The 12,214-nt window shown below is 40.4% G+C and carries 13 protein-coding genes and 1 pseudogene; 3 read left to right on the top strand and 11 right to left on the bottom strand.

What is annotated here, in order from left to right; all coding sequences use genetic code 11:
• Positions 1 to 197: 197 nt before the first annotated feature.
• Together V7K38_RS27355 and V7K38_RS27350 are read right to left on the bottom strand one after the other, a co-directional pair.
• Positions 198 to 1,688 carry an aminotransferase class I/II-fold pyridoxal phosphate-dependent enzyme gene (locus V7K38_RS27355; protein WP_334862558.1) on the bottom strand — a complete coding sequence of 497 codons (1,491 nt, stop codon included), beginning with the start codon at positions 1,686 to 1,688 and terminating at the stop codon, positions 198 to 200.
• A gap of 318 nt (positions 1,689 to 2,006) precedes the next feature.
• Positions 2,007 to 2,351, bottom strand: coding sequence for a hypothetical protein (locus V7K38_RS27350; RefSeq protein WP_442940811.1), 345 nt, complete (start codon positions 2,349 to 2,351; stop codon positions 2,007 to 2,009).
• 432 nt (positions 2,352 to 2,783) lie between these two features.
• On the opposite strand from V7K38_RS27350, the gene V7K38_RS27345 reads away from it, so the two are divergent.
• Positions 2,784 to 3,491 (top strand): M15 family metallopeptidase, encoded by a 708-nt coding sequence (locus tag V7K38_RS27345; protein WP_334862554.1) that lies wholly within the window; start codon positions 2,784 to 2,786, stop codon positions 3,489 to 3,491.
• A gap of 9 nt (positions 3,492 to 3,500) precedes the next feature.
• On the opposite strand, the gene V7K38_RS27340 is transcribed toward V7K38_RS27345, so the two are convergent.
• The 7 genes and pseudogenes from V7K38_RS27340 to V7K38_RS27305 all read right to left on the bottom strand — a co-directional run bounded on the left by V7K38_RS27340 (position 3,501) and on the right by V7K38_RS27305 (position 8,214).
• Entirely contained in the window at positions 3,501 to 3,974 is a 474-nt protein-coding gene (locus tag V7K38_RS27340; RefSeq protein ID WP_334862552.1) for a TspO/MBR family protein, read from the bottom strand.
• 90 nt (positions 3,975 to 4,064) lie between these two features.
• Positions 4,065 to 4,538, bottom strand: coding sequence for a TspO/MBR family protein (locus tag V7K38_RS27335; RefSeq protein ID WP_334862550.1), 474 nt, complete (start codon positions 4,536 to 4,538; stop codon positions 4,065 to 4,067).
• Between the two features lie 600 nt (positions 4,539 to 5,138).
• On the bottom strand, positions 5,139 to 5,384 hold the full coding sequence (locus tag V7K38_RS27325) for a TPR end-of-group domain-containing protein (RefSeq protein WP_334862548.1): 246 nt from the start codon (positions 5,382 to 5,384) through the stop codon (positions 5,139 to 5,141).
• A gap of 20 nt (positions 5,385 to 5,404) precedes the next feature.
• A complete protein-coding gene (locus tag V7K38_RS27320; RefSeq protein ID WP_334862546.1) occupies positions 5,405 to 6,493 on the bottom strand; it encodes a glycosyltransferase family 4 protein in 1,089 nt (362 codons plus the stop codon).
• 179 nt (positions 6,494 to 6,672) lie between these two features.
• Positions 6,673 to 6,845, bottom strand: a pseudogene (locus tag V7K38_RS27315) (transposase); the annotation flags it as partial.
• Positions 6,846 to 7,265: 420 nt separating this feature from the next.
• Entirely contained in the window at positions 7,266 to 7,916 is a 651-nt protein-coding gene (locus V7K38_RS27310) for a class I SAM-dependent DNA methyltransferase (RefSeq protein ID WP_334862544.1), read from the bottom strand.
• 112 nt (positions 7,917 to 8,028) lie between these two features.
• Positions 8,029 to 8,214, bottom strand: a complete 186-nt coding sequence (locus tag V7K38_RS27305; RefSeq protein ID WP_334862542.1) for a hypothetical protein — start codon at positions 8,212 to 8,214, stop codon at positions 8,029 to 8,031.
• 166 nt (positions 8,215 to 8,380) lie between these two features.
• Between V7K38_RS27305 and V7K38_RS27300 the strand changes: the two genes are divergently transcribed.
• Complete coding sequence (locus V7K38_RS27300; protein WP_334862541.1) at positions 8,381 to 8,650, top strand: FkbM family methyltransferase; 270 nt, start codon at positions 8,381 to 8,383, stop codon at positions 8,648 to 8,650.
• 469 nt (positions 8,651 to 9,119) lie between these two features.
• Here V7K38_RS27300 and V7K38_RS27295 read toward each other — a convergent pair whose 3' ends face one another.
• Together V7K38_RS27295 and V7K38_RS27290 are read right to left on the bottom strand one after the other, a co-directional pair.
• Positions 9,120 to 9,398 (bottom strand): LapA family protein, encoded by a 279-nt coding sequence (locus V7K38_RS27295; protein ID WP_334862539.1) that lies wholly within the window; start codon positions 9,396 to 9,398, stop codon positions 9,120 to 9,122.
• 152 nt (positions 9,399 to 9,550) lie between these two features.
• On the bottom strand, positions 9,551 to 10,966 hold the full coding sequence (locus tag V7K38_RS27290) for a phosphoglucomutase/phosphomannomutase family protein (protein WP_334862537.1): 1,416 nt from the start codon (positions 10,964 to 10,966) through the stop codon (positions 9,551 to 9,553).
• Positions 10,967 to 11,112: 146 nt separating this feature from the next.
• Here V7K38_RS27290 and V7K38_RS27285 point away from each other — a divergent pair, with 146 nt between their 5' ends.
• Positions 11,113 to 11,967, top strand: coding sequence for a PD-(D/E)XK nuclease family protein (locus V7K38_RS27285; RefSeq protein ID WP_334862535.1), 855 nt, complete (start codon positions 11,113 to 11,115; stop codon positions 11,965 to 11,967).
• The last annotated feature ends 247 nt before the right edge of the window (positions 11,968 to 12,214 follow it).

The following is a 12,214-nucleotide window of genomic DNA, read 5'->3' as shown; positions in this document are numbered from 1 at the left end:
GCGGATGCTTTGAGACTGACAAGATAATATTTTTAACCTCTAATTCCATTTGGTTTGCGTTCTCTCATATCGCTTTTAGTCTAAACTCCAGTTATCATATACAGCAGATTGCAACTTGGTGAGGTACAGATCATCGTAGGGGGACAACATGTTGTCCCCCTACCCGTGTACTTCATTTACCTGCAATACGCTGTAAGTCATTCTTTTACTACCTTTAGGGTGCATAAATGAATATCAGTACAACCGCTTATAAAGCCTCCCATTGCTTGGATTTGTTGTAGGTAATCAAGGACGGTTTTGGTGATAAGTTCTCCCGGCATTAACACGGGAATACCTGGGGGATAGGGACAGACGATTTCAGCACAGATGCGATCGCTTGTTTTTGCTAAAGGCAATGTTTCGCTGACGGCAAAAAAGGCTTCACGGGGAGAAGAATGTAAAGCATGAGCCTGTGTACTTAAAAGATTTTGCCCATTAGGATTGGTAACAGTCAAGTTGGTTCGGCGATATTCTTTGGCAAGAGTGGTAAAACTTTGTACTAATTGCTCAATATCGGTTGCGGTGTTGCCCAAACTAATGATAAAGGTGAGGTGTTGCAGTGAAGCGAATTCAGCAGTGACAGCAAATTTTTCATCCAGAATTTCCTCTGCTTCAAATCCGGTTAAGCCTAAACCAGAAACAGTTACAGTTAATCGCGTTTCGTCTAAAGCTACAAAATTGGGAGATCCCCCCAACCCCCCTTGAGAAGGGGGGCTAAGAATTTGTAAGACAGATAATCCAGGAATTTGACTGATTTTTGTTCTCGCTTCATTGGCAAGTTCCAATGTGCGAGACATCAGCATTTTTCCGTAGAGTGCCATTTGCTGACGGGCTGCATCTAAAGAAGCTAAAAGTAAATAACTAGGACTGGTAGATTGTACGAGTTGCAAAGCTTTACTGATGCGATCGCTATCTATCCGATTACCTTGAATATGTAACATCGATGCCTGTGTCATTGCACCGAGTACTTTGTGGATAGATTGTACAGTTAAATCAGCACCTGCGGCTAAAGCTGGAGTGGGTAATTTTGGATGAAAGGCAAAGTGTGCGCCGTGTGCCTCATCTACGAGTAAAGGAATATTGTATTTATGGGTGATATTGGCGATCGCACTCAAATCTCCGCAAACACCGTAATATGTTGGATAAACTGTTAAAACTGCTTTCGCATCGGGATGTTCTTGTAGTGCAGATTGCACAGCATTGGGCGTGATACTGTGGGCGATATCTAAAACTGGATCGTATTCAGGATTGATAAAAATTGGGATTGCACCAGAGAGAATTAAACCTGCGATCGCAGAAGAATGAACATTCCGAGGCAAAATGATTTTATCACCTGTGCCACAGATAGCGAGAATTGCCGCTTCAATTCCACAGGTAGAACCGTTGACAAGGAACCATGTTTGCGAAGCGCCATAAGCCTCAGCCGCCAGTTGTTGTGCTTCTTGAATAACGCCTTGGGGTGTAAAAAGATTATCTAAATCTGCTAATTCGGTTAAATCAGCACGAAAGACAGCTTTACCAAATAAATCAGCTAAGGGTTGATAAATTCCCTCACCTTGTTTATGTCCGGGCGTGTAAAAAGGCGCATGAGGTCTAGTTGAATTTGCTTTTAAGGCATCTAATAGAGGTGTTTGGTTTTGATTGAGCATTTTTGAAAAAACGAACCGTCAATGATAAAATTTGAAGTCTGTTAACTAAGTGGGTCAAATTAAATATAAAACCTCACCCTGCCTCCCGCTTCCCTCTCCTTACTAAGGCTACGGTGTACACACATCTTTGTACAAACCCAAAATCGTTGGAGATCCCCCTAAATCCATGCCACATGCTCCACTTAAGAAGGGGGACTTTAAGAGACTTTTGCCCCCCTTTTTAAGGGGGGTTGGGGGGATAAAAAGCCTAATCCGCCTAATTGACTAGGAGCTACGGTGTCATAGATTTTAACTCTTCTAGTAGTTTCGTAGGGTGCGTTAGGGACACGCCGAAATAACAAATGAGTACCCCGAAACAACAAATGAGTACCCCAAAATAACAAATGAGTACCCCGAAACAACAAATGGGTTCGCCGAAACAACAAATGGGTTCGCCGAAACAACAAATGAGTACCCCGAAATAACAAATGGGTTCGCCGAAATAACAAATGGGTTCGCCGAAACAACAAATGAGTACCCCGAAATAACAAATGAGTACCCCGAAATAACAAATGAGTACCCCGAAATAACAAATGAGTACCCCGAAATAACAAATGCGTTGGCGTAGCCCGCACTTCTCTGCGAGACGCTCTTGCTAGCAAGATCCCCGTAGGGATACGACAAAGCTACAACTCATAGAGAGGCTGCGCGGCTACGCTCAGGACAAGCTGAGGACAAGCTCAGTATAAGTCAGTGACCACCGCAGGCGATCGCCATGATTGCAACAATTTAGCTTTCTCACGCCAGCGTTACACACGGCAATTCTTTGGTAGATGAAGTTTTTTTAACTTGTGTGTACACCGTAGCCTTTTAGGAGAGAGAAATGGAAGTGAGGTCTGAAGTGTATTGCATCCAAATCAGAAACGCTATATTACTTTGTATAAATAGCAGATTATTAACGTTCCCCCTTTAGAAAAAAAGTTTTTGGTTTACTGTTCAGGGTTGAGAAAAATTGGTATTGCACGCAGAAGCGCAAAGGACACAGAGGAAGAAGAGACTCGTTACACAGAATGCTGTGCTTGCGTTAAAATCCGTAAGTCCTGCGTGGCTGACTAGATGAGACCCTATCATCAAATCCCAATTTTCGAGTGTGGTGAACCGCTAATGGCGATTCCTTTAGAATTATTTGCAGTGGAATCTCCCCATCCTTATGAAAAATTAGGTGCGCCCTATGGCGAACAATCACCTTATTATCTCCGTCAAAGGGTTATTGAAAATTTGATCCAGACACAAAATTACCTTAATTTGCTGCATCCCAACTGGCATATCCAAATCTTTGATGCTTATCGCCCGATCGCAGTTCAGCAGTTTATGGTAGATTACAGCTTCACCCAAGCACTACAGTACAGGGGATTAACTGACGCGGAGTTATCCCCAAACCAACGCCAAGAGATTTGGGAAGCGGTTTATGGAATTTGGGCTGTACCAAGTTTGGATGAAAAAACTCCGCCTCCTCACAGTACGGGTGCGGCGGTGGATGTGACGCTAGTAGATGATTGTGGGCAAATAGTAAATATGGGTTCGCCGATTGATGAAATGTCAGAGCGATCGCATCCCGATTATTATGCCAATAATGACCATCCAGAAGCACAACAGTATCATGCTCACCGTCAGCTATTGCAAGATGTAATGTTAAAAGTCGGCTTTCAACGCAATCCTAGAGAGTGGTGGCATTTTTCTGTTGGCGATCAAATGTGGGCTTGGCTGAATAATCAATCGAATCCAGCCAATCCTGTCACAGCACGTTATGGGCGTATTGCATAGATACTTTCTTTATGCATCTAAAGGATTCAGTTCCTTTAACTCGTCGGTAGTATAAGTACCAATGGGAGTCCAAACTAGATAGGGAAGAAGTAACAGCGCCGCCATTAGAGAAATCGGCAAAACGCAGATTGCGAGGACAACGCCTGAAATCAAACCAACTAGCCCAAGAACTTCCCCAGCTTTAAGACTGCGGAACCTCAGCATTATAGGTATGTAGGCAACGGTGATAATTTCCACCAAGAGGTACAAAGCCATTACTAGCCAAGTAATAATGCCGCCTGGATTTTTTTCCCAAACGATATAAGCTGAAGCTGCACCGGAAATAAAAATTACAGTCCAGATGATCGGAATCAACGGCTCAAAAACTAGCCACCGAGGGCGACTTAAGTTTGCAAACCATTTAACATCACGCGGCGTAATCAAGAAACTACCAAGGGCGATGAAAAAAGTTACAGCCCCAATTATTATCCAAGATGGAATCATAATGACCTCAAGCTTTGTGTATTTTGTCAAGTCATACACTGCAAGTTTGACAATTTAGGGCATAGCTTTAATCATTCGTTGGTGCGAATTTTAGATATCTTGAGGATTGAGACTGATCATCTGCCAAGTGGTGTAAGTACCGATAGGACTCCAGAGCAAATAAGGAACTAGTAGCAATGCCGCCCACCCAGAAAAACCTAAAACTGCAAGTATTAATAAAGCACAAATGATAAAACCTGTGCCACCAAGAATTGTGCCTATTTTTAGACTGCGAAGCCTAAACATTACGGGCGTATAGGCAATGGTCACAATTTCTAAAAGCAAGTATAAACCCATGATTAACCAGGTTGAGGTGCTTCCTGGGTCTTTCTCCCAGACAATATAAGCCGACCAAGCACCGCAAATAAATATTACAGTCCAGATAATTGGAATCGCACCCTCAAAAGTTAACCATCTCGGTCTTTGTAAGCGCTTGAACCATTGGCGATCGCTAGGCGTAATCACGTTAGCGGCTAAAGCAACCAAGAAAGCTACGCCCCCAATCACCATCCAAGATTTAATCATGCCTGTTAGTCCTTTAGAAGCGCTATCTATCCCTTAATATCACTTTTTATGTATGATTAAAGCTATATAATAGCAATACTTTCAGCCTCACAGAAATTGCTAAATCTAGCCCTTTCAAAGACCTGGCTAACTTAGCTTCTGTCCGCACCGCCCTAGATGATCCAGAACACGAATGGACATTTTGATTTTATAACAGCGCGATCGCTCTCCTAAAACCTTATCTATATTTTCTACCATTCTCCCTTCCGTTAGCGATCGCTATTTTTTGCTCGGTCGCATAGCTGTATCGGTAATCTATTAGATGCTGGTGCAGATATCGTCACCATAGCGAAACTTGCCGGTCATGCGTCACCAAGCACTACAAGTAAGTATGACAGGCGTGGGGAAGCGGCGAAGAAACGGGCGATTGATTTGCTAAATGTACCTTACAGTAGACCCAAAAATTGAACTGAAGTTGGGTAAGCAAGCATCTGGGTATAAAACTGCTCAGAAAGCTCTAAATTATTTTATTGCTAAACTAATCGGTTGAGTTTAGCTCTTTGAGGAATTCGCCAACGGTATCTGTCACTTAGTTTAACCTCTACTGCTACTTTTCTGAAATTAATTTTTTAAAGTGCGTGTTGTATCGGATATTATCAAAATCAGAGCTAGTTTCCGCCATTTTTTATACTTTTTAGGATTAAGACTAATTGCTTGTTGTAAATTTTCTATTGCCAAATCGATATTATTTTGTAAAGCGTAGCAACAGGCTTTATTATAAAAGATTAATGGGTTATCAGGCTGAATTTCTACAGCTTTATCGTAGGATGCAACAGCTTCTTCTAATCTTCCTAACTGCTCCAGCACATAACCTAAGATTTATAGGTTTACTTGATGGCTACTTTTTGGTAAACATCTACTGTTTGAGCAGCAATATTTGACCAGTTCAAATCTTGTTGACAACGTATTAAAGCTGCTTCTTGTATTTTCTGTTGTAATTGAGTATCACTTAATAGCCGAATAATAGCGTTAGCAAGACCACGGACATCACAGGGTTCTACTAATAAGCCATCTTCTTCATGCCTAATCATCTCCGCTAAACCGCCAAGATTAGAAGCAATTACGGGTGTTCCTAGAGAATACGCCATCGTCGCGACACCACTTTGTGAAGATTCAATATAAGGGAGAATTACTGCTGTACTTCTTTGGAATAAAGGTGCTACGGCTTCATTGAGTATGAAACCGCTTAAGAGTTCGTAGTATTTTTTGTCAGTTGCTTGTAATAAGTGCTCAATATTTTCGCCCTGTCCAGCAATAATCAGCTTAACTTCTGGAATATGTTCTGCAACCAAAGGTAGAGCCTGTATGAGATATTTTAATCCTTTGTAAGGCCAAATGCGTCCGAAGAATAGCAAAGTATAAGGTTCACGTTCCCGTATCTTCTTCCCTGAAAAAGATTGAAACAAACTACCTAGTTCACCATGAGGCAAGACATTAACTCGTGCGGACGGCACGTGGAATTGCTGGACAAGAGCATTTTTTAGCAACTTAGTATGGACAATCAACTGCTGGGAACGATAATAAGCTATTTTGCGAGTATATTGGGTACCAGGAATGAGATCGCGATCTCCAGGGTGCGCAAATACATCATGAATTGTTGTCACTAAAGGCGGCATTGTATTACCAAGGAGCATTAAATCATACCAAGGATCGTTATTTTCTTGGACGTGCAGTACATCTGGTTTTATTTCTCGAATCATTCGCATTATTGCAGACATTACAAATATATTGCGTGGGTTGCGGATACGTGGTTTCTCAATTTTAATGATATGAATACGCGGATCGATAAAATCTTTATATTGAGAATATATTTTTTCTGAGTGAATGAATGTCAAATCAACATAATTTACTAATTGATTTGCTAATTGAAGAGTATAGCCACTAAAGGGAAAATGTAATAGAGTAACTTGCAGCATGGTTATTGTTAATTTACCTAATTTGAGTGAATTTTTTTAAATGAATATTTAGAGTTACTTCCTAAACTAGGGCGTGTCATTAATTAAGCCAGATAATAGTAGCAGCAAGATAAGTTGATCTGAGAAAGTTGATTGATCACTTATCATAACGTGTGGCGATCACTCGATATTATTTGAACCCCAAATCGTTCGGGTAGTCCCGCTACGGAATACCTGCTCGGTATTCGTACAGCACTGCTTCCACAAACAATCGATTATTTTTAGCTATCACTCTGACAGTCTGTTTTTGCCCTGGTAGTAAATCTTTGATGCGTTCCCACTGGTCATCCCGCAAAGCATAGCGGTGTGTCATGATCGTACTTTTCTTAATTACTTAACTCTGACTCAGATATCAATTCTAAATTAAATTGATACCTATTTGATGACACACCCTAAAATTATTTTAAGATTCACCCACTTTTTTGAGAATATAAGTAATACGATGCAAAAATACCTCTTGAATAATAGGGATAGAGGCTAGAGGATACAGAAAAATAGAGAGCAAGTTGATTAATTTATTCTGAGAAATATTTCTACCGATACTACCTACAGGCTTACGACCTCGGAGAATTACTTGCCAATTTTTCTTCTTGATGAGGCTTTGGAATTTAGCTACAGTAGTGCCATTGATTGTATTGCCTTTCTCCCAAGTTTTTAAGCTGGCAGAGTCACGCTGATCTTATATCCCCCGAATAGAATTCGGGGATATTAAGCCTGAATTCTTCTTCATTTCTTAAACTCGCTCGAATAAATCAAGTCGATATTCTTCCTCTCGTTGACCTTTTAAATGCCGCAGTTGATTTGGGGCCAACTCAAAAAACGAGTTATGAACTTCATCCCCACTCAACGGATGATCACGCCAATAAGGTGTCCAATGAACTAAAAGTAGATGTCCTCCAGGTTCTAGGTGTTCTAAAATGCACTGTTGAGATTTTTTCAGGTCTTTCCAGCTCCAGTAATAGCCAACTTCCGAGACTAGAGTCAAATCAAATATCTCATCGGGATATTGCTCTGGGACACGCATAATCTGGAACTTGACATTGGAGAGATGCTGACAGCGCTCTTTTGCTCTATCCTGCGCCAGTTGTGACATATCAACCGAGAGGAGTGAGTCACAACGCTTTTGTAGCTTTTCAGTTAAAACGCCAATGGAACCGCCAATTTCAAAGGCAGACCGATAGCGCTCTTTGGGTAAAGCTGCGATCGTCGCAGCATATTTGTTAGCTTCGTATTCCCTTGTCTCGTACTTCCACGGGTCGGGATCTTTGCTGTAGAATTGATCGAAGTAGCTGGCTGGTAAGGAGTCAGATTCTAACAAGCTCAGTTTATAACGACCAAAAAGCAGTTTATTAATCTTGTGTTTAAGTTGTTTAAGTTTTAGCATCAATCTGCCTTAGTTACTATTGATAGCAAATATTAATGAGATGTAATATTATTCATCTCCTTTTTCAGACTGATTATCAGCAAATAAATCTTAAAAGGATTTGAGACAAAAGTCAAGAAGAAGAGAGTACCGAAATACGGTCATGAAGAGACAACTCTAAATGGCTTTGAGCAAGTAATCCAAGTTGCGGGTTATGAAATTCTAGGTGCTTGGTAACAGTCGATTCAGGCGATCGCGCACTCGGAAGTTGCGGTTGCACGTAGCGCCACCGCAACTTCGACTCGATCAAAAATACCACTACTGAATCATATTCAAGTATTAATTGTTGCTTTTAATATAAAGGCTTGTCGAACAGTAAATGCAAAAATAAATGCTTCTAGTTTCAGTAAAAACCCTTCATATGTGACCGCATGAATTGATTTCGGGAAAACACAAGTCATACTACTAAAAACGGTTTCAATATAATGCCGAGTATGTTGTTTAATACGTATTATCAAACAGGAGATAAAGTTTTACTGAAGATTGATACACAAGGTTATGAAAAAGATATTTTAGAAGGTGCTGATTCTTCTATTAAATATATTTGTGGACTTCAATTAGAACTATCATTTAAAGAACATTATGAAGGTGAAATTTTGTTTATGGATATGATAAGCTTTTTATCTGAAAAAGGATTTACGTTAGTGGCATTAAGTCCACTTAGCCATAATTTGATCAGTAAGAATATATTATAAGCTGACGGAATATTTTGGCGTTTAGATGAATCAATTATGTCTAATATAATTTGAAGATAATTAACTCCACCATCAGCCTATTCAAGATTCATAACTGCCAGAACTGAGTTCGGTTTCGAAAGCATTTTTTCTGCCCAGTTAATCAACTTCTCAACATTAAAATAACGACATTGAGAACGTTGAGATGGAGGAGATATAAAGGATAATTCTGTTTGTTGAAGTTGATGCCGACAATGATTTACATTTTTTTATAAAAGATTGATATTTTTCAGATTTTACTAATTCATCTTTGAGTAATGCCGTTTTGTCATTTCTTAGTCTAAACACCAATAAGTAGGTAGGCGTAATTAAATATAAGATCAAACCTCACCCTCAATCCCTCTCCAAAGTATCGGAGAGGGAAGCCGGAGGCAGGGTGAGGTTTGATATTTAATTTGACCCACTTACTTACTGCATAGCTATTCAGTCTTCAAAAATCTTCATCATCAACAAAAAATTCTGCATCGTCTTCCAATCGGGAATTACGCTGGCGAAAACCAGCTAGTCCCCAGAGAGGTTGGAGCAGTGCCATGACAATTAACCCTAAACCGGCACTAAAAGCTAGTACTAAACCCATTGGTATTTGAATCGATTGGAATGTTAAGAATTTTAACGATACGGGTGTGGCATTTTGGACTGAAATAATTGCGATCGCTATTACCCAAACCGCTAAAACTAGAGATGTCAAAAAAGGAGCGAGAGTTTTCATACTTTGATTGAAGTGAGAGTTAGGAGTTAGGAATGAGGAGTCAGGAGTTATTAATTTAGAACTCGTAACTCATAATTAACTCTGTAATAGGAGTTAGAAGTTAAGAATTGTTAATTTACAACTCCTAACTCCTAACTCTTAAGTGCTAATTCTTATGCCTCTAATTTAGCAATGACACTCTCTAACTCTTGTGCGATTTTGGTGAGTTTTTCGGGAGTGTTGGTTTCTAGGTAGACGCGCACCAGTGGTTCTGTACCAGAAGGACGTAGTAAAATCCAGCTACCTTCATCTAAATAGAGCTTAATACCATCTTTACGCCCTATTTCCTTGACTTTAATTCCTGCTACCTCTGTAGGTGGATTTTTCGTAAAAGAGTCGATGAGGGAAGTTTTGTGTGCCTCTGTGAGGTGCAAATCTAGGCGATTGTTGTAAAGTGGGCCATCAGCTTGGGCGATCGCTTCCTTAACAAGTTGACTCAAAGGTTTGCCTTCATAAGCGATCGCTTCTGCCACCAGCATATCGGCTAAAATCCCGTCTTTTTCGGGAATATGCCCAAGAATACTCAAACCGCCTGATTCTTCTCCACCGATTAATACGGCAGTTTCGCGCATTTTTTCGCCGATATATTTAAAACCAACTGCTGTTTCATAAATTTGCAGCCCATTTTTAGCAGCGAAATTATCTAGCAGGTGGGTTGTCGCCACAGTGCGGACGATCGCGCCGGTTTTACCTTTGTTTTTGAGCAAATGACGTGCTAGAACTAGCAGCACAGTATTGGGAGTAAGGACAGTTCCTTGTTCATCAACAATGCCAAAGCGATCGCTATCTCCATCGGTTGCCAAGCCCAAATCAGCGCGATCGCGGACTACTGCTTCCACTAACTCAACTAATTGTTCTCCTTTGGGTTCTGGCATTCCACCGCCAAATAAAACATCTCTCCAATTGTGTAAACTTTCTAACTGAACGCCACTATGTTGTAAAACTTCATCTAAATAGCCGCGAGAGGTAGAATACAAAGCATCATACTTTATCTTTAAATTAGCGCTTTTAAGCCGTTCTATATCAAGTAGGGTATAGATAAATTGCAGGTAATCTGGTTTGGGATCGAAAATAGAAATTGAACCTGATGGGTTACTCCCAGGCAACTCATCCGATGCGCTTTCTATATTTGCCACAATAGTATCAGTAATCTCTGGAGTGGCAGGCCCAGCATAATCGGGTATATATTTAATTCCACAGTAGCGTGCTGGATTATGGCTAGCAGTAAACATCAATGCCCCTGCCGATTTTAGGTGACGGGCGTTGTAGGCAATTACTGGTGTGGGGCAATCCCCATTAGTAATTTTCACTCTCCAACCCAAGTCTGCCAGGACTTGGGCTGATGTTTGGGCAAACTGGTCAGCTAAAAAGCGAGTATCGTAGGCAATAAGTACTGGTCTGTCTTTTTTGTAGGCTGTTTCTAAATAAGTGGCGATCGCCCTTGTTACTTTCCGCACATTTGCAAAAGTAAAATCATCGGCAATAATCCCTCGCCATCCATCAGTGCCAAATTTAATCTTGCTGGACATTTTTGCCACTTGCTTCCGTACATTATCAGTACTATAAAAGCTTCCCGTAAAGCTTGTGTAGCAGCAAGTATCCTCCGAAGTTATTTTCTAAGGAAGCCTTAGTTTAAACTTCTCCCCACCGTATTTTCTCTCACTGTTTCTGAGCAATGTCAACCCCCGATCGACCTTTTGCCAGTTATCACCTTTGGTCTCTAGTTGCCCCAGCGACTGGGCAAGAACGCTGGCATTGCCAGATGAGACGGGGGTTTATCAAAGCACGGCAACACGAACCACAAGTCAAAGCTCTTTTAGGGCAAGCCACCGCACCCCAGAGGATTGGCATACTGGCCCAAAAAGGCATTTATGAGTTTCATCATCACAGCTATCTGTTGAAGGAAGTAGATGGTGTAGCAAGAGTTGCACAGCTACTTAAATTAGGCAACTCAAGCGTTCAAGTTCAGCAACGAGTGCTGCAAATTTTACAAAAATATCATGATGCCCCGTTGTTGTTGGATAAAGATATTATCCAATTAACTCCGGGTGATGAAGGTTTTCCTAAACCGATAGTAGTTGAACAAGAAGATTATTGCTTTCGCTTATATGCGGCTATGGACTGCGTTTTTATTGAGTCTGATAAGACTTTACATATTTTAGATTTCAAAACTGGTAAGTCAGCTTTTGACAAACGACAGGCTTTAGTTTATTTATTAGCTGCTCGTTATCTTTACCCTGGACGAGAAGCTGTTGCATCATTTTATAATTTAGAAATATGTAAAAAGTCTGAGTTAATTAGTATTAATAATTATGAGTTAGAATCTTTAAAATTTGAGTTAGCTAATATTGCCCACAAGCATCAACACGATTTGCAAAAATATCAGGAAAAAAGGAGTAACTTTAGTAAAATTTTTCCTCCCAATCCTGGTTCTCATTGTCGCTTCTGCCCATTTAATTCAATCTGTGAATTTGCCGATTTTAAGCAAACTCAATCATATCCACTGCCAAGTTTAAGAGTTAATAGCTAACCTTTTTACCTCTTTATATTGGTTTGAGCTTCAAAAAACGGCTGCTAAATCGTCGTACTTTTACTGACCTCACTCTCGACTTTTGTCAGACAAACTAGATATAACTGCACCTATATCTTGGAGTGTCAGGAGTAAAGACTAATGCGATTAACGCAGAAATGTTGAATGCTGATACAAAACTTTACATAGATAGTCACACTAACTCTAAAAGACCTAAATTAGTCAACATAACATCATCTCCTCAAAC

The sequence above is a fragment of the Nostoc sp. genome (assembly GCF_036917465.1).
Lineage (GTDB): Bacteria > Cyanobacteriota > Cyanobacteriia > Cyanobacteriales > Nostocaceae > Nostoc.
The sequence above is the reverse complement of the archived record's forward strand: the minus strand, read 5'-3'. Positions and strand labels throughout refer to the sequence as shown.

Bases quoted from the DNA above. Each gene is read 5' to 3' on its own strand.
- V7K38_RS27355 (WP_334862558.1), bottom strand. From the start codon at position 1,688: ATGCTCAATCAAAACCAAACACCTCTATTAGATGCCTTAAAAGCAAAT.
- V7K38_RS27345 (WP_334862554.1), top strand. From the start codon at position 2,784: ATGAGACCCTATCATCAAATCCCAATTTTCGAGTGTGGTGAACCGCTA.
- V7K38_RS27340 (WP_334862552.1), bottom strand. From the start codon at position 3,974: ATGATTCCATCTTGGATAATAATTGGGGCTGTAACTTTTTTCATCGCC.
- V7K38_RS27335 (WP_334862550.1), bottom strand. From the start codon at position 4,538: ATGATTAAATCTTGGATGGTGATTGGGGGCGTAGCTTTCTTGGTTGCT.
- V7K38_RS27320 (WP_334862546.1), bottom strand. From the start codon at position 6,493: ATGCTGCAAGTTACTCTATTACATTTTCCCTTTAGTGGCTATACTCTT.
- V7K38_RS27310 (WP_334862544.1), bottom strand. From the start codon at position 7,916: ATGCTAAAACTTAAACAACTTAAACACAAGATTAATAAACTGCTTTTT.
- V7K38_RS27300 (WP_334862541.1), top strand. From the start codon at position 8,381: ATGCCGAGTATGTTGTTTAATACGTATTATCAAACAGGAGATAAAGTT.
- V7K38_RS27295 (WP_334862539.1), bottom strand. From the start codon at position 9,398: ATGAAAACTCTCGCTCCTTTTTTGACATCTCTAGTTTTAGCGGTTTGG.
- V7K38_RS27290 (WP_334862537.1), bottom strand. From the start codon at position 10,966: ATGTCCAGCAAGATTAAATTTGGCACTGATGGATGGCGAGGGATTATT.
- V7K38_RS27285 (WP_334862535.1), top strand. From the start codon at position 11,113: ATGTCAACCCCCGATCGACCTTTTGCCAGTTATCACCTTTGGTCTCTA.